Below are 16,216 nucleotides of genomic sequence, written 5' to 3'. Positions count from 1 at the left end.
GGCACGGGCCCACCGGCTTTTAAAACCGCGACTCCAGCGTCACCCGCGCCACCGCCTGCCCATCCGCAAACGTCGTCCTGCGCTGCACGCCGTTCTCGTCCACGTAGCGCGACTCGGACACCGTATCCTGCGCCAGCAGATTGGTTGCCGCCAGTCGCAGCTGGTAGGTCGGATTGAGCTTCCACAGCGCATACACATCCAGCTCGCGCCGCACGCTCTGGTAGCGTGACTGCTCCACGTTCACGCGCACGTTGCCGCCGTTCTTGAAGGCGAAGCTTGCGCCCGTCGTGAGCTTGCCGCCCGGCGTCTTGTAGTCCACACCCAGCGTGCCCGACACCGGCACCTGCTGATCGAGCCGGTTGTCCGGCCCCGGCACCGCATCGACCCGCGACCAGTTGCGCGCCAGGCTCGCGCGCAGGTCGATGTCCGGCACGTCCTGCATCACGGCCGACAGCGGAAACTTCGCCTCGAGCTCCAGGCTGCGCGTGAGCGCGTCGCCATCATTCACCGGCGTCTGGATCCAGCGACCGTCTTCAAAAAGCAGGCCCTGGCGCGTGTAGTCGCTGATGCGCCGTACCGATACGCTGGCGCTCAACAGCGCCTTCTCGGCCCAGTAATGTTCGTAGGATGCGTCGATGCCGGTCGCCAGTTCCGGTTTCAGGTCGGGATTGCCGCGATAGTCAGGGTCGGTCTGGCTGTTGTTCGGGGTCGTGAAGCGCCGCGGGATCAAGCTGCCCGTGAGGGGTGCCTTGAAGGTGCGGGTCAGCGCCACGCGTACCTGATCGCGGCTGTCGGGAAGCTTGTACAAGGTCTGCGCGAGCGGGCTCCAGACGCTGGTACGGTTGGTGCTGGTCTCGAACGTGTTGCCGCTGCTGCGCGTTTCCAGCCCTTCCCAGCGCAGGCCCGCGTACATCGACCATTGCTTGGTGATGTTCCACTCGTCCTGCACGAATAGCGCCAGGCGCTTGAGGGTCGCTTCGTATTCTTCATTGCGGCGCAACGTCGTACCCGCGAGCGGGAACAGTTCCACCTCGCCGCGCGCATCGTCGCGCACCGCATAGCCGGCATCCCAGCCCATCGACAGTGCATGGTCTTTTTTCCACGGGCGCGAATACTTGCCCACGGCCGTGACGCCGACTTCGTCAGTGTCGCTGAGAACGACCGAGTCACGCGCCAGCCGGGCGACGCCGTCCATCGTGCGGGCGTCTTCTTCATGATAGTTACCATCGCTGCGCATGCCGTTCACGCCCAGCTTCAGATCCAGCTTTGCGCCCTCGTCCAGGTTATGCATCCAGTTCAGGTCCGAGCGCACCACGGAGCTGCTGCCATCGCTGGTCATGCCGCGCACGTCGTACCGCGGGGGCAGGCCAAGGATGGTGTCGACCACGGCGCCACCCTGGTAATCGGTGCGCTGGTGCGTCACGAGCGACTGCCAGCTGACCGTGTCGCCGTTTTCCAGGCTCCAGTTCAGTCGCGGCGTGAGGTTGATGCCTTGCGGTTTACCACGATCGGTCTGCACGGTGCGCCGCACGAAGATGGGGCGCCCGGCCGCATCAACCTGCGATTCTTCGAACGGCGACGGGCGATCGAACTCGTAGCGCCAGGCGCTCGCGGCGAGCGAATACGACATCTTGCCGATGCGGTCAGACATGGTGAGGCTGGCCGAAGGATTGCTCACCTCCCCGCTTTTGCCGTAGCCCACGCGCAGCTCGCGCTGCGCCTTTTTCACCGCGCGCTTGAGGACGATGTTGATGGTGCCGGCGATCGACTGTGTCGAAAACTCGGCGCTGGCTGCACGCAGGATTTCGATGCGCTCAATCGACTCGGGCGAAAGCTGGTCGATGTCGAAGCCGGCCGGTGCGCGCTCGCCATTGAGCAGGATCTGCGTGTAGCCGTTGCCCAGGCCGCGCATGCGAATCTCGCCACCGCCACGCCCGGCGCCGCCGCTGACCGTGATCCCCGGGAGGCGCTTGAACACGTCGAGCACCGAGGTGTCGCCGTAGCGCCGGATTTCCTCGGTCGACACCACGATCTTGCTGGCGGTGTCGTCGCGGCGCGGATCATAGCCGTTGGCGTCGGCCTTGACTTCGACCTTCTGGACAGTGTCCGTGGAGAGTGCCGGTGCCGCGGTGTTCTGGGCGTAGGCAGGCAAGGCAGACAGGGAAAGCGCGACGAGCGTGGGGCGAAGCATCTGGGGGACAGTCATGGCAGATTCAAAGGTGCCGTATTCTGTCATGCCCCTGCTGCTGCGAACAGCACGTCGTCAAATTACCCGACCCGCATACGGGTCAAACGCTCACCCGCCCAGCCCCATGCCGCCGCCCGGTGGCCCGAACCCTGGTCCACCGCCAGGACCGCCCCGCGCGCCATCCGGTCGGCGCCCGCCAGCGCCGCCAAAACTGCCGAAGCGGTACGACAGTCCGACATACACGAGGCGTCCTTCCTGGCGACGGATGCTGTATTCGCGCAGGCGGTCGGTCTCGGTGATCGATTCGGTTTTCTGCGAGTCAAAGACATCGTTGACGTTCACGACGAGACTCAGGGCCTGGCTCAGGTTGCGGCGGTAGCTCAGGTCAGCGCTGCGCGTCGGCTGGCGGTAGCCTTCGCCGAACAGCGTCTTGCCCTGCGCATTGAGCACCAGCTGCAGGCTGTTGGTGGGATTGATCTGATAGCTCACGCGCGCGCGGCCGCTGAGCGATGTGGCGCTGCGCTTGTCGTCCTGGCTGTTGCCAAGTACCGACTGCTCGGAGTACCCCAGGTTGCCGCTGGCGTTGACCGTCAAGCTGGGTGTGACGCGGCCGCTGAACGTGAATTCGACGCCGCCCGAGTTGCTGCTGCCGGCGTTCTCGCGCGTGGTCAGCAGCACCGTATCGGAGATGAAGGTGCGCCGCTCCTGGATCAGGTCCGAGTCGCGCCGTGCGTACAGACGCACATTGGTCTCGACCTTGCCCAGTTTGGTTTCCAGCCCCAGCTCGATCGAGTCGGTCTTGGTGGGCATCAGGTCGGGATTGCCGGACGAGACGTTGGTTTCGTCGCGGTAGACGACAAAGGGATTGAGGTCGCCCGCGCCCGGCCGGCGGATGCGGTGCGCGTAACTCAGGCGCAGCGCCGTGTCGTCCGACAGGTCGTAGGTCAGGAATGCGCTCGGGATCGCGTCGAAATAATGGTTGTTGGCCTTGACGTTCGTGGTGACCTGATTCAGATCGAGGTCGGTGTACTCGGTGCGCAGCCCGCCCAGCAAGCCCCACTTCTCGGCCAGGCGCAGTTGGTAGGTACCGTACAGGGCCACGGTCGTTTCATCGAGCTCGAAGCGGTTGGTGCGCTGGTTGCTGAGGCTCTCGGCCAGTGTCGCCTCATCGACATTGAAAAAGCGCGTGTCGAACACATTGCTGTTCTGCGCGACCTTGTAGCCCGCCTTGAACACGCCCTTTTCGCCCGGCAGTTCATAGTCGCCCGTGAAGTCGATCACGCGCGTTTCGGTCAGGTTGTTCTGGTGGGTGCGCGGCGCGGTCGAATTGGCGGGGCGCACCGTGTAATCGCTGGCAAAGCGCGTGTCGGCCTCGCCCTTGTTGCCTGACAGGCGCAGGTCGACCTTGAAGATTTCGCCGGGGCGCGCGCCCTTGTGATCCAGGCCGCCACTCAGGCTGTAGCTGCGGTTATCGTTGTCACGCACGCTCGAACGCAGATAGTCGCCGTCGATGCTGCCGTCGGCGTTCACGCCGCGATAGCGTTCCTGCGACTGCCCGTCGCTGCCGTTGGCCGAGAAGCTGGCCTTGGCCGACAGCACGTCCTTGTCGCCCAGGTTGTAGGTCAGCGAGCTGTTCATACCCACGGCCTCGGTGTCGGTCTCGCTGTTCGAGCGTTGCGTGCTGCTGGCCACGGCGCCGGTGAGCGGGTCGATCCGGTCGCGGTTTGTTTCGCCGTCGGAGCCACGTGTGTCGCGCCGGACGTACACGCCGCCCTGCACGCTCATGCGCCCGGTCGTGTAGCTGCCGAAGCTTGACGCATTGGCGCGCCCTTCCGGCCCGACGTTCGCATTGACGGCCCCGAAGCCACCCGGCGTGCGCTCGCGCCGCATCACCAGATTGATGATCGGCCCGCCCCCGCCTTCGTTGCCGAACTGCGCGCCGGGGTTGTTGATCACTTCCACCGAATCGAGATCGGCCGCCGGAATCGCGCCCAGCGCTGCGGCGCGGTTCTCGCCCTGCATCATCGCCGATGGTTTGCCATCGACGAGGATCTGCACATTGCTGCGCCCGCGCAGCGTCACGTTGCCGTCCGCGTCCACCGCCACCGACGGCACCTTGTTGAGCGTGTCGGCCACCGTGTCGTTGGTCGACGCGGCGTCGCTCTTGACGTCATACGCCTGGCGGTCGATCCGGTTCGACGAACGCGCGGCCGTCACGGCAACCGTGGAGGCGACGGGGACCTCAAGCGCCTGCAGCGCCGGGGCGGTCGGCGTCACGGCGCCAGTGACAGGTTCCGCCGGCCGTACGGCGGTTTCCTGGGCCAATGCGCAAACAGGCGCGAGCAACGCGAACAACAGTGCGGAAGAACGGTGACGTGACATGAATACCTGGGTGACGGGACATTTGAACGAGCGTGATTGTCGCACGCGTCATGCCCGGAATTTGTTAAGAAATGCTAAGACGGACGAAATGTCACAGCATTGATCGGCGAACGGACACCGCCAGGGCCAACGCTCTGGCGTGCGCTTGCCAGCAGTAGCGTAAACTGCACTGCTTACAACAAGGAGACCTCAATGAATGCCTACGATTTCAACGCCACTGCCCTCGACGGCCAGCCGGTCGACCTGCAGCGCTACCGCGGCAAGGCGCTCCTGATCGTCAATACGGCCAGCGCCTGCGGCTTCACGCCGCAATACCAGGGGCTTGAAGCGCTGCAGCGCCGCTATGCTGACGAAGGCCTCGTGGTGCTGGGCTTCCCGTGCAACCAGTTCGGGCACCAGGAACCGGGCGACGAAGCAGCGATCGGTGCCTTCTGCGAAAAGAACTACGGCGTGACGTTCCCGATGTTCGCCAAGGTCGACGTTAACGGCGACGACGCGCATCCGCTGTTTCGCTTCCTGAAGGGTGAGGCGCCCGGCGTGCTGGGCACCGAGGCGGTCAAATGGAACTTCACCAAGTTCCTCGTCAACCGCGAAGGTGCGGTCGTCACGCGCTATGCGCCGACCACCAAGCCGGAAGACCTGGGCGGCGATATCGAGAAGGTGCTGGCAAACGGGGCCTGATTGGGTCAGCGCTCACGGCGCAATGGCGATCACTTCATCACCCGGCTGCGGCTCGCAGCTTGCGCCCAGCGGTGTCCAGCCACGCCGCACGACAATCCGGCGCTCGTCGTGGCAGATTTCCACGCGCTGCGTCTCGGGCGCGCGGCGCTGCACGAAGGCCTCGATCGAGGCCGGCACGCTGACCTGCAGCGACAGCGCGTGCAGGTCTTCCACCGGGTGGTCGTCCACGTGCACGAGCGGCACGAACTGCCCGGCGAACATCGTGAAGTGCGATGGCACCTTGACCGGACCAGGGACGTAATCGTTCGCGCGCAGCCAGGCCTGCGCTTTTTTCCGCGCGTTGCCCTCACCTGGCGCGCCGCCCCAGGCACTGGCCATCAGCTCGGCCACCCACTGGTTGCAGTTCTGGTATTTGGTGCCGTAGGCATAGGCGTTGGCACTGTATTGACCGGCCAGCAGGGCCAGCGCCAGCGCCTTGTCGCGGGCGGCGCGTTCGAGCGACGCGCTGTCGTCAGCGGGCAGGAACAACAAGGCGATATGGCCTTTGCCCGGTGCGTCGGCGCCGAGTGCGAAGCCGGCGATGCCCTGGTCGAAGATGTACGGACGCGCCTCGTCGCACTCGTAGTACAGCTGGCGCACGGCCCACGGGCTGTCCGGCGTGTCGCGCAGTGCGACGCCGGCGTGTGAATACACCAGATCGAAGCGGCTCAGGTCCGTGCCGGCGCGTGCAATCAGGGCGACCTTGCCGTTCGAGCGCGCCAGCTCCTGCTTGACGACGCCGGCAAAGCGCAGCACGCGGTCCTGCTCGGTCGCGTTGAGGTCGCGCGAGCGGTCGCAAAAGGTGGGAAAGCCGGCCCAGGCACTGCCGCTTGCACACAATAGCAACGCCAGCGCCGCCTGGCGCACGGGCATCAGATCGTGACTTTGCGCGAGCCCAGTTCGCGGTACCACTCGTCCTGCAGCGCCAGGAAGAATGGCCGCTGGGTGTCGGCGTAGGCGAATTCGTAGCCGTAGGCGCGCTCATTGACCTGGACCACGTCGCCCGCGATCACGGTGCGCGTCGCGAGGGCGCGGTTGGGCACGTCGAGCTCGAACGAACGGGCCTGGCCAGCAGCAGTCGCGCGCAGCGTCAGCCGGGTGGTATCGGGCTTGTTCGGTGCGTGCGCGATATTGATCACGCGGTACTGGCCGGCGGCGACCTTGTCATTGTCGCTCGAGCTGTTGCTGGAACCGCTGACCGAATCGGAAATGCTGGCCGACGACGCCGAGCCGGCGCTGGACGCGGACGACGCGAAGCTGTCAGCCTGCGCGGGCGCATTGCAGGCTGCGGCGAACAGGGTCAGGCAGAGCGTGCGGGAGAGGATAGGCAAGGTCATGTAACTCTTTCATTTGGCGAGCAGAACGCTCCTATGGTACAAGCCCTTGCCCCGAATGACCATAGGGCAATCTTATCGCGTCTGAATGCGTGCTGCGCCGTGGGTGATGCAGGCGCGGGTGACGTTGTCCAGGAAGCGGATCGCCACATCCATCGACAGGCCGGGCGGCAGCAGGTTGGCAAGCCCGGGGTCGTCGTTCAGCCGATCGACGCCGTACGCCAGCCGGCGCGAGACGTCGCGCGCCAGTTGGCCATCGCTGTTGTAGAGCGCGTCGTAGACGCCGGCGGCCTCCCATACCGGCACGAGGCCCGGGGTGCTGCTGTCTTCGAAGACGATGGCGCGCGGACTGTCTTCGTCCTCGCGCACGAGTTGAAAGGTAAAGCTCAAGATCGTTCCTGCTGGTGTTCGTTGCTGGGGTCGGGGCGATGCTACCACGGCCCCTGTCAGTCTGCTGTACAGATCCGATCCAGCAGCTCGATCCAGTGCGTCACGGGCGTCCCGGTCCCCGCCTGCAAATGCGCGATGCACCCGATATTGGCCGACACGATGTGGTCAGCCCCCGTCGCGGCCAGGCTGGTCAGCTTGCGCTCGCGCAGCGCGAGCGAGATGGCCGGCTGCAGCACCGAATAGGTGCCGGCCGAGCCGCAGCACAGGTGGTTGTCGGCGCACAGCACCACCTCCACGCCGGCCGCCTGCAGCACGCCCTCGACCTTGCCACGGATCTGCTGGCCATGCTGCAGCGTGCATGGCGGGTGGTACGCCACGGGCGGGCCGCCCTTCCCCTTTGCCAGTGCGGCGATCCGGTCCTGAAATAGCGCCAGGATTTCCGACAGGTCGCGCGTCATTGCGCTGATGTGTTCGGCCTTGGCGGCATACGCGGGATCGTGCGCCAGCAGGTGGCCGTATTCCTTGACGGTGACGCCACAGCCCGAGGCGGTCATGACGATCGCCTCGACCGCGCCGTTTTCAACGCTGGGCCACCAGGCATCGATATTGCGGCGCATGTCGTTCAGCCCGCCGTCCTGGTCGTTCATGTGATAGCGCAGCGCGCCGCAGCAGCCGGCCTTGGGCGCCACGGTCAGTTGCACGCCCAGCGCATCGAGCACGCGCGCTGCGGCAGCATTGATGTTGGGCGCCATCCCGGGCTGCACGCAGCCATCGAGCACCAGCATCTTGCGCGGATGGATGCGTGTCGGCCAGCGGCCGGCGGCGCGTACGGGCGGCAACTTGGCCTGCAGCTGCTCCGGCAACAGGGGCCGCAGCAGGCGCCCTGCCTTGAATGCCGGCGTGGCCAGGCCCGCATGCGGCAGGCAGGCCTTGAGCGTCGTACGCGTGAGCCGTTCGCCCAGGGGCCGCGCCACGCGCTCATCGACCAGCTTGCGGCCGATGTCGAGCAGGCGCCCGTACTTCACGCCTGACGGACACGTGGTTTCGCAATTCAGGCAGGTCAGGCAGCGGTCCAGGTGCAGCTGGGTCTTGCGCGTCGGCTCGGCGCCTTCGAGCACGTTCTTGATCAGGTAGATGCGCCCGCGCGGGCCATCGAGTTCGTCGCCCAGCAACTGGTACGTCGGGCAGGTGGCGGTGCAGAAGCCGCAATGCACGCAGGATCGCAGGATCGCCTCGGCCTCGCTGCCCTCGCGCGTGCCCTTGATGAAATCGGCCAACGTGGTTTGCATGTCTTATGCGCCTTATGGGTACATGCGACCGGGGTTGAAGATATGCGCCGGATCGAACGCGTCTTTCATGCGCGCGTGGATGCGCGCCAGCGCTGGCGCCAGTGGCTGGAACACCCCGGCCGACTTGTCGCCACCGCGGAACAGCGTCGCATGGCCGCCGCAGGCCTGCGCGGTGCGCCGGATCGCCTGCGCGGTAATCGCGTTACCATCGGCGCGCAACCAGCGCTGGGCGCCGCCCCATTCGATCATCTGCGCGCCGCCCAGCACCAGCGCGCCCGTGGTGGACGGCACCGACAGGCGCCACAGCGCACCGTCGCCGTCGAAAAACGCCGTGCGTTGTTCGCGCACGGCCCGCCAGAATGCGTCGGGCTCCGGCATCGCCTCGCCACCCAGACTTCGCACGGCGGCATCGACCGCTGCCTCGGCGCCCGACAAGCGCAGCGCCAGCTCGCCGTCGACCCAGGCGCTGGCCGAGATGGGCAAGGGCTGACCGCCCCACGTGTTCAGGGACCGCAGCGCATCGATCTCGTTCAGTGCAAACCGCAGCGTGGTTTCGGCAAAGGGCCGTGGCAGCACCTTGACCGAGACTTCCAGCAGCACGCCCAGCGTGCCGAGCGAGCCGGCCAGCATGCGCGAGACGTCGTAGCCGGCCACGTTCTTCATGACGCGTCCGCCAAAGGCCAGCACGTCGCCGCGGCCATCGAGCAGCGTCGCGCCCAGCACGAAGTCGCGCGCGGCGCCACTGGTTGCGCGGCGCGGGCCGCACAAGCCGCTGGCAATCACGCCGCCCAGCGTGGCGTGCGGACCGAAATGCGGCGGCTCGAACGCCAGCATCTGGTTGCGTTCGGCCAGGGCGGCCTCGATCTCGGCCAGCGGCGTACCGCAGCGCGCCGTGATCACCAGTTCGGTCGGCTCGTAGTCGACGATGCCCGCATGGGCGCGCGTCTCGAGGACGGCACCAGCCGGCGCGCCGCCGTACCAGTCCTTGGTGCCGCCGCCACGGATGCACAGCGCCTGCCCGCTGGCGGCGGCTGCCCTGACCTGCTGCTGGAAATGTTCGACGGTATTCATCAGAAGCGCGGCAATTCGGGAAATGGCACCTGGCCGTGGTGCACGTGCAGCTTGCCGAATTCGGCGCAGCGGTGCGGCGTGGGGATGGCCTTGTCGGGATTGAGCAGCGCGCACGAATCGAACGCGTGCTTGACGGCGAAGAAAGCGTCGAGCTCCTTGCGGCCGAACTGCACGCACATCGACCCGATCTTTTCCATGCCCACGCCATGCTCGCCCGTGATGGTGCCGCCCACTTCGACGCACAACGCCAGGATGGCCGCGCCGAAGGCTTCGGCGCGATCGAATTCGCCCGGTACGCTGGCGTCGAACAGGATCAGCGGATGCATATTACCGTCGCCCGCATGGAACACGTTCGAGCAGCGCAGGCCGTACGTGACTTCCATCGCCGCGATCCCGGCCAGCACGCGCGCGAGCTGCTTGCGCGGGATGGTGCCGTCCATGCAGTAGTAATCGGGCGAGATGCGCCCCGCCGCCGGAAACGCATTCTTGCGGCCCGACCAGAAGCGCCCGCGCTCGGCCTCGCTCTGCGACACGGTAATCGCGGTGGCGCCGGCGCGCGCCAGCACCGCGCTCATGCGGCTGATTTCTTCGGCCACTTCGAGCGCCGTGCCATCGGCTTCGCACAGCAGGATCGCGGCGGCGTCCAGGTCGTAACCGGCCTTGACGAACGGTTCGACCATGCGCACCGAGGTGCGGTCCATCATCTCGAGGCCGGCCGGGATGATGCCGGCGGCGATGACGTCGGCCACCGCATTGCCGGCCGTGACCACGTCGGCAAACGAGGCCATGATGACCTGCGCCAGCGCTGGCTTGGGCACCAGTTTTACCGTTACCTCGACGACGATGCCCAGCATGCCTTCGGAGCCGATGAACACGGCCAGCAGATCCAGGCCAGGCGCATCGAGCGCGCCCCCGCCCAGTTCGACGATGTCGCCCTCGATCGTGGCCACGCGCACGCGCAGCACGTTGTGGATTGTCAGGCCGTATTTGAGGCAATGCACGCCGCCCGCGTTTTCGGCCACGTTGCCTCCAATGGTGCAGGCGATCTGCGACGATGGATCGGGCGCGTAATACAGGCCGTGGATCGCGGCGGCTTCGGAAATGGCCAGGTTGCGTACGCCCGGCTGCACGACGGCGGTACGCGCCAGGTGGTCGACCCGCTTGATCGCGTTCATGCGCGCGGTCGAGAGCACGACACCATCGTGGATCGGCAGCGCACCGCCCGACAGGCCGGTGCCGGCGCCACGCGGGACCACCGGCACGTTCAGTGCGCGGCACACGGCCAGGATTGCCAGCACCTGCTCCTCGTCGGTCGGCAGCGTTACGACCATCGGCAACTGGCGGTAGGCGGCCAGGCCATCGCATTCGTAGGGCCGCGTGTCTTCCGGGGCGGACAGGACGCACGACGCCGGCACGCGCGCCAGCAGCGCGGCGACAACCTGTGCGCGCCGGTCAGGCAAGGCTAAATTGGACGAAGACATGGGTCGATTGTAAGCAAATCGACAGGTTTTGTCGTATCCTCGTGCCATCGTATTTTCACCCTACTGCATAAGAGAACATCATGGGCAACCGCCTCTCAAAAATAGCAACCCGCACCGGCGACGATGGCAGCACGGGCCTTGGCGACGGCAGCCGCACCGGCAAGGACAGCGCGCGCATCCACGCGCTGGGCGAAGTCGACGAACTCAATTCCTTTGTCGGCCTGCTGCTGTGCGAAGACATGCCGCCGGATCTGCGCGACGAGCTCGTGGGCATCCAGCACGATCTGTTCGACCTGGGCGGTGAGCTGTGCATCCCGGGCTACCAGATGATCAAGGAAGAACACGTGCTGCGCCTGGACACCATGCTCGAGAAATACAACGCCGACCTGCCGGTGCTGAAGGAATTCATCCTGCCGGCCGGTTCACGCGCGGCGTCCACGGCGCACCTGTGCCGCACCGTGTGCCGGCGCGCCGAACGCGCGATCGTCGCGCTGTCGAAGGTAGAAGAAATCCACGCGCACCCGCGCCAGTACGTCAATCGCCTGTCCGACCTGATGTTCGTGCTGGCGCGCGTACTGAACCGCTTCGCGGGTGGGGGTGACGTGCTGTGGAATCACGAGCGCAAGGCCAGATAAGTCATGGACGACTTCATCGGCGTCTATGACGACGCGCTCACCGCGCAGCAGTGCGATGCGCTCATCAAGCGCTTCGACGCCAGCGACAAGGTGGTGCGCGGGCAGACAGGCAACGGCGTCGATGTCGTCAAGAAGGACAGTTACGACATCACGATCAACCAGCATCCCGAGTGGGCCGACGCCACCGGCATGCTGGTGGACACGATGGCACGCCACCTGGCTGACTACGCCGAACGCTATCGGATGCTGCTGATGGGGTCACTCTCGCCCACGCTCGAGCATCCCGTGACGGGCGTGCCGACCGTGCTGTCGATGGCCAACTTCGATGAACTGGGGCGACCCAACATCGATGAGTTGCTGCGCGTGCTGTACCGGCCCGGCACGATCAACCTGCAAAAATACCTGCGCGGCAGCGGCGGCTATCACCACTGGCATTCCGAAATCTATCCGCAGAACGCAAGCTGCGAATCGCTCCATCGGGTGCTGCTGTGGATGGTCTATCTGAACGATGTGGCCGAGGGCGGCGAGACCGAGTTTTTGTATCAGCGCCGCAAGATCGCGCCCAAACAAGGGCGGCTGGTCATCGCACCGGCAGGCTTCACGCACACGCACCGGGGCAATGTGGCGGTCAGCAATGACAAATACATCGCCACCTCGTGGATCCTGTACCAGCGCGCCGAGGCGCTGTTCGGCAATACTGACTGATTCTTTCAGTACCACGATAATATTTACCATTTAGCGATTTTTCGTTATTCCCTATCATCTTTGCCATGGTGAACTGGGGAAATTCGATGGCATTCTGCTATTTGATGTCAGATTTATCCCACATGATCTTCAGATATTTACGCCTTTTGCTGGTTTGAAGATTAAGATAATGATCAGCGGCAACATTCCGTGCCGCCCATTACTTCTCTGAGATCATGAGCACGCAAACTACCTTCGCCTCCACCGTCAACTCGTTCTACCTGGCTTTCTATGGTCGCCCAGCAGATCCTGCTGGCCTGGCGTTCTGGACCAAGCAACTTGCCGATAACGGTGGCAACCTGTCTGCGATCACGCAGGCGTTTGCTAGTTCGGAAGAGGCGCAGGTTCGCTACGGCGCCGATACCGTCAACGAACGGATCAGCGAGATCTACCAGGCCCTGTTCAACCGCGCGCCGGATTCGGTCGGCCTGGCGTACTGGTCGAATGCGGTTGGACAAGGCCATGCAACGTTGGCTGACGTGGCCGTCGCCATCATGGGCGGCGCCCAGGGCATCGACAAGGCGCTGACCACACTGCGCCAAACGGCAGTCGACGCCTTTACCGCTCAGGTAGAAGCAACGGGCACCCAGTACCGCGGTTACGCGGCGGTCGAAGCGGCCCGCATCCTGGTGCGCGCCGTCACCGTCGACACGGCCACCGGCGACATCGACACGCTGGTCAAGGCTGCGGTATCGTTCGCCGATACCGCCACCAAGACGCCGCAAGTGGTGGACGCGATCGCCACTGGCACCACCCTGCTCGCCCTGTTCGACACGACGCGCGGCAAGGGCGACCCGGTCGCACTGGCCCAGACGCTGGCCGACACCGCCAAGGCAGCAGCCGGCAACCCGGTCACGCTCGATTCGCTGCTGCGTGGCGGTGGCATGGACCAGGTGCTCAAGGTCATGCCGGCCAATGCATCGCTCAAGGACGTTGTCGCCGCCCTGGCCAAGGGTGGCCTGCCGGCAGCGATCGAGGTCGTGTATCCGCCGACGCCGGTCGTGACCGCCCCGGTGCCGACGTTCAATCTGAAACTGGCATTCGAACACGTCACCCAGGACGAACTCGACGGGACGGACGACAACGTCACCAACCAGAGCACTGCCGACGTTACCTTCAGCTACACGGGCCGCGACCTGCGCACGGGCCAGCACTTTGAGTACTCGCTCGACGGCAAGCACTGGACCGATGCCAACATCGAGGTCGACGCGAACAACAATACCGTCATCCTCAAGCAAGTGCAGTTGGGTTACCAGTTTCCAAGCCTGACGATGTCTGGCGACGACAACGCGATGTCCATCATGGCGCCACCACCCGAGCAGACCGTCACCATTGCGCTGCGCGCCGTCGATGCCAACGGCACCACCACCACGCCCGTCACGCAGACCATCGTTTTTGATGGCTATACCCTGTCGCCGTACGTCTCGCTCGCCACGGACAGCCATCACGGCGAACTGGGCAGCAATAACGATCAGGTGACGAACGATGGGACGCTGAATCTCGAGTATGTCGAAGCAGGCGCCACGGTCGAGTACCAGGTGCAGCAGCAGATTGGCCGCGTCAGTGCCAACGACGCGTCGGCGCCCGATGTCTGGACCACGCAACCAGCCCTGCACGAAGGGATGAACGTCGTCGAGGTACGCGTCACGGACCTCGCCGGCAACCGCAATTACCAGCAATTTACCTTCACGCTCGACACCCAAGCGCCGGACACGCCGGCCATCGCGCTGCACAATGCGCCAAGCAATGGATCGACCACGTCCGGCCTGATCGACATCACCGGCCTGGACCAGAATACCGACACCGCCTGGGAATACAGCACCGACAAAGGCAAGACCTGGACCTATGGCGACACCAACGACGGTAGCGGCGCGGATACGCTCGAACTGAGCGACGTTGGCAGCTACAGCGTGCAGGTGCGCCAGTACGATGTGGCGGGCAATATCGGTACACGAACCGCAGCGCTCGATTTCACGATCGAGGTACCGGCACCGACACCGACACTGTTTGTTCTTGCGAATGAAAGCGGGATCAACCTGAACAGCAGCGTGGCCGGCGCGATCTTCCTGGAGACCTCATCGACCACCACACGCGTGATGTCGACTGCAACTGACGGCAACGCAAGCGTAGGCTTCGTCACGATCGGCACCCAGGCGCAAGTTGCTTCGGGCACGCTCGCAATCGAATCGATGCAAAGTGGTTTCGTAAAAGATGCGACTCAACTTGTCTACACACTGGGTTCGGCTGGCAGCAACGTCCTCAAGAACGTCAGCAACGCATGGGGCTTTGAGGGCGACGACATCCTCTTCGGCACCAGTGGCGACGACAAATTATACGGCGGCGACGACAGCGACCACCTGCATGGCAACGATGGTGCCGATATGCTGTCCGGCGGCGCCGGCGACGACTGGATCGAAGGTGGCGCAGGTGGCGACCAGATCCTGGTGAGTGAAGGCATGGATACCTTGGTGTATGGCAGTGCAACAGACTCCAGCTTGTCGACCGCCGGGGGCAGCCAGTCAGGGCCGTCGATCGATTTCGTGACCGTCGAGGCTCAAGCGACGGCAATCTTCGACTTTGCCGCTGACGTGGCGCATGTCTACATGTCGCCGATCGATCTCACGAGCTACGTGTCCATCGAAGAACTGTACCAGGAACTGACTGATGGGTACAACGCCCAGAGCACCGCAACCAACGATGCCGTCGTCTTCAATATTGGTTCCGTCAACCTGCTGGTAGTAGATAACGGCGATGACATCATCGACGCCAACGATATCGCTGTCGCGATCGTCGGTAGCGGCAGTTTTTCGATGGATGGCAATGGTAACGTCTCCTTCGGCGATATCTCTTAAATCTGTTCCATCGCCTTGCCTTGCCTTGCCTGATCCCGGTGAGGCAGCAAACACCAGCCCTCTCTCTCACGACAGCGGGCTGGTGTCGTCCTGGGCGCCGTCATCCCGATGCGCCGCACGCAGAAACGCATCCCACGGCGGCAGCGTGCCCAAGGTCTCCAGCAAGTAGTCGATGAACACCCTGACCTTCTGCGGCAGGAACCGGTTCTCACGATACACAGCCAGCACGTGGCTGCCGAACATGCCGACCGGGTTCGATGCCGGGAGGATGTGAACGGCGCGCCCCGCGAGAATATCGTCTCCCACGACAAACGTCGGCAGCAGCGCGATGCCAGCGCCGCCCAGCATCGCTTCGCGCAGCGCCTGACTGCTGTTGATGACCAGCGCGCGTGACGGCGTGATCTGCAGTGGCGTGCCCGCATCGTCGAAACGCCAGTTCGCGCCAGGGCCGGCATCGGCAAACATCAGGCAGCGATGCGTCTGCAGCGCCGCAAGATCGGGCGGCAAGCCGCATTCAGCCATGTACGCCGGCGCGGCGGCCAGCACATAGCGCAACGGCGCAACCGGGCGCGCCACGGCGCTGGTCAAGCCGATGTCGTGACTCAGGCGCAGCGCGACATCGATGCCCTCTTCCACCAGATCGACATGCCGGTAGGTCAGCGTCAGACTGACGCGCACGTCCGGATAACGGCGCATGAACGCCGGCAGCAGGGCTGCCAGTTGCGCATTCCCGAATGCCATCGACGTCGTCACACGCAGCGTGCCGGCCGGTCCTGCTGTCAAACCGGCAGCCATGCTCTCGATGGCGCGCGCTTCGTCGACGATGCGCAGCGCATGCCGGTGAATGTCGCGCCCCGCTTCGCTCAGGCCAATGCGGCGCGTCGAGCGATTGAGCAGCTTGACCTGCAACGCGCTTTCCAGCCGCGCCACCGCCTTGCTGACGCTGGCTTTGGTCGTGCCGGTCTGGCGCGCGGCAGCCGAAAAACTGCCCGTCTCGACCACCCGGACAAAGGCCCACAGATCCGTAAAATCGCGTGGCTTCAAGTCCGGCATGGTATCCCTATTGGAAACAGTATGTTGACCGATCAGCATATTGTATCGGTAACCAGCGAGGCGTAACGTGGCTTCTC

13 protein-coding genes and 1 pseudogene are annotated in these 16,216 nt (G+C 64.8%); 5 read left to right on the top strand and 9 right to left on the bottom strand.

The features are described from left to right. Positions 1-19: 19 nt before the first annotated feature. Positions 20-2,206 (bottom strand): TonB-dependent receptor plug domain-containing protein, encoded by a 2,187-nt coding sequence (locus tag AC1MGT_RS15575; RefSeq protein WP_499500903.1) that lies wholly within the window; start codon positions 2,204-2,206, stop codon positions 20-22. Between the two features lie 90 nt (positions 2,207-2,296). After that, positions 2,297-4,570, bottom strand: a complete 2,274-nt coding sequence (locus tag AC1MGT_RS15570) for a TonB-dependent receptor domain-containing protein (protein ID WP_499500901.1) — start codon at positions 4,568-4,570, stop codon at positions 2,297-2,299. Between the two features lie 192 nt (positions 4,571-4,762). Here AC1MGT_RS15570 and AC1MGT_RS15565 point away from each other — a divergent pair, with 192 nt between their 5' ends. Further along, positions 4,763-5,251 (top strand): glutathione peroxidase, encoded by a 489-nt coding sequence (locus AC1MGT_RS15565; protein WP_499500899.1) that lies wholly within the window; start codon positions 4,763-4,765, stop codon positions 5,249-5,251. 12 nt (positions 5,252-5,263) lie between these two features. On the opposite strand, the gene AC1MGT_RS15560 is transcribed toward AC1MGT_RS15565, so the two are convergent. From AC1MGT_RS15560 to AC1MGT_RS15535, 6 genes are all read right to left on the bottom strand, one after another. Then, complete coding sequence (locus AC1MGT_RS15560) at positions 5,264-6,163, bottom strand: DUF2145 domain-containing protein (RefSeq protein WP_499500898.1); 900 nt, start codon at positions 6,161-6,163, stop codon at positions 5,264-5,266. Next, positions 6,163-6,627: a hypothetical protein gene (locus AC1MGT_RS15555; protein WP_183556956.1), complete on the bottom strand. Its 465-nt coding sequence runs from the start codon at positions 6,625-6,627 to the stop codon at positions 6,163-6,165. Before AC1MGT_RS15555 ends, AC1MGT_RS15560 begins: the two co-directional genes overlap by 1 nt. Before the next feature lie 72 nt (positions 6,628-6,699). Continuing rightward, positions 6,700-7,014, bottom strand: a complete 315-nt coding sequence (locus tag AC1MGT_RS15550; RefSeq protein ID WP_332532633.1) for a hypothetical protein — start codon at positions 7,012-7,014, stop codon at positions 6,700-6,702. Positions 7,015-7,070: 56 nt separating this feature from the next. Continuing rightward, positions 7,071-8,303 (bottom strand): glycolate oxidase subunit GlcF, encoded by a 1,233-nt coding sequence (gene glcF, locus AC1MGT_RS15545; RefSeq protein WP_499500897.1) that lies wholly within the window; start codon positions 8,301-8,303, stop codon positions 7,071-7,073. A 12-nt stretch (positions 8,304-8,315) separates the two neighbouring features. After that, entirely contained in the window at positions 8,316-9,374 is a 1,059-nt protein-coding gene (gene glcE, locus AC1MGT_RS15540; protein WP_499500896.1) for a glycolate oxidase subunit GlcE, read from the bottom strand. Next, complete coding sequence (locus AC1MGT_RS15535; protein WP_499500895.1) at positions 9,374-10,855, bottom strand: FAD-linked oxidase C-terminal domain-containing protein; 1,482 nt, start codon at positions 10,853-10,855, stop codon at positions 9,374-9,376. Before AC1MGT_RS15535 ends, glcE begins: the two co-directional genes overlap by 1 nt. Positions 10,856-10,935: 80 nt before the next feature. On the opposite strand from AC1MGT_RS15535, the gene AC1MGT_RS15530 reads away from it, so the two are divergent. The 4 genes and pseudogenes from AC1MGT_RS15530 (at position 10,936) to AC1MGT_RS15515 (ending at position 15,086) form a co-directional block, all read left to right on the top strand. After that, on the top strand, positions 10,936-11,490 hold the full coding sequence (locus AC1MGT_RS15530) for a cob(I)yrinic acid a,c-diamide adenosyltransferase (RefSeq protein WP_499500894.1): 555 nt from the start codon (positions 10,936-10,938) through the stop codon (positions 11,488-11,490). 3 nt (positions 11,491-11,493) lie between these two features. Further along, positions 11,494-12,195, top strand: coding sequence for a 2OG-Fe(II) oxygenase (locus AC1MGT_RS15525; RefSeq protein ID WP_499500893.1), 702 nt, complete (start codon positions 11,494-11,496; stop codon positions 12,193-12,195). A 191-nt stretch (positions 12,196-12,386) separates the two neighbouring features. After that, positions 12,387-12,722 (top strand): annotated as a pseudogene (locus AC1MGT_RS15520) (DUF4214 domain-containing protein); the annotation flags it as partial. Positions 12,723-12,728: 6 nt separating this feature from the next. Beyond that, positions 12,729-15,086: an Ig-like domain-containing protein gene (locus AC1MGT_RS15515; protein WP_499504298.1), complete on the top strand. Its 2,358-nt coding sequence runs from the start codon at positions 12,729-12,731 to the stop codon at positions 15,084-15,086. A 66-nt stretch (positions 15,087-15,152) separates the two neighbouring features. Here the strand turns inward: AC1MGT_RS15515 and AC1MGT_RS15510 are convergent, their stop codons facing one another. Beyond that, positions 15,153-16,139: a LysR family transcriptional regulator gene (locus AC1MGT_RS15510; protein WP_499500892.1), complete on the bottom strand. Its 987-nt coding sequence runs from the start codon at positions 16,137-16,139 to the stop codon at positions 15,153-15,155. Between the last annotated feature and the right edge of the window lie 77 nt (positions 16,140-16,216).

Source organism: Telluria sp. BA11 (assembly GCF_056680305.1).
This window is presented reverse-complemented; position numbering and strand designations above follow the sequence as displayed.

Excerpts from the sequence above, each read along its gene's own strand:
- AC1MGT_RS15575 (WP_499500903.1), bottom strand. The coding sequence starts at position 2,206 with ATGACTGTCCCCCAGATGCTTCGCCCCACGCTCGTCGCGCTTTCCCTG.
- AC1MGT_RS15570 (WP_499500901.1), bottom strand. The coding sequence starts at position 4,570 with ATGTCACGTCACCGTTCTTCCGCACTGTTGTTCGCGTTGCTCGCGCCT.
- AC1MGT_RS15565 (WP_499500899.1), top strand. The coding sequence starts at position 4,763 with ATGAATGCCTACGATTTCAACGCCACTGCCCTCGACGGCCAGCCGGTC.
- AC1MGT_RS15560 (WP_499500898.1), bottom strand. The coding sequence starts at position 6,163 with ATGCCCGTGCGCCAGGCGGCGCTGGCGTTGCTATTGTGTGCAAGCGGC.
- AC1MGT_RS15555 (WP_183556956.1), bottom strand. The coding sequence starts at position 6,627 with ATGACCTTGCCTATCCTCTCCCGCACGCTCTGCCTGACCCTGTTCGCC.
- glcF (WP_499500897.1), bottom strand. The coding sequence starts at position 8,303 with ATGCAAACCACGTTGGCCGATTTCATCAAGGGCACGCGCGAGGGCAGC.
- glcE (WP_499500896.1), bottom strand. The coding sequence starts at position 9,374 with ATGAATACCGTCGAACATTTCCAGCAGCAGGTCAGGGCAGCCGCCGCC.
- AC1MGT_RS15535 (WP_499500895.1), bottom strand. The coding sequence starts at position 10,855 with ATGTCTTCGTCCAATTTAGCCTTGCCTGACCGGCGCGCACAGGTTGTC.
- AC1MGT_RS15530 (WP_499500894.1), top strand. The coding sequence starts at position 10,936 with ATGGGCAACCGCCTCTCAAAAATAGCAACCCGCACCGGCGACGATGGC.
- AC1MGT_RS15525 (WP_499500893.1), top strand. The coding sequence starts at position 11,494 with ATGGACGACTTCATCGGCGTCTATGACGACGCGCTCACCGCGCAGCAG.
- AC1MGT_RS15515 (WP_499504298.1), top strand. The coding sequence starts at position 12,729 with ATGGGCGGCGCCCAGGGCATCGACAAGGCGCTGACCACACTGCGCCAA.
- AC1MGT_RS15510 (WP_499500892.1), bottom strand. The coding sequence starts at position 16,139 with ATGCCGGACTTGAAGCCACGCGATTTTACGGATCTGTGGGCCTTTGTC.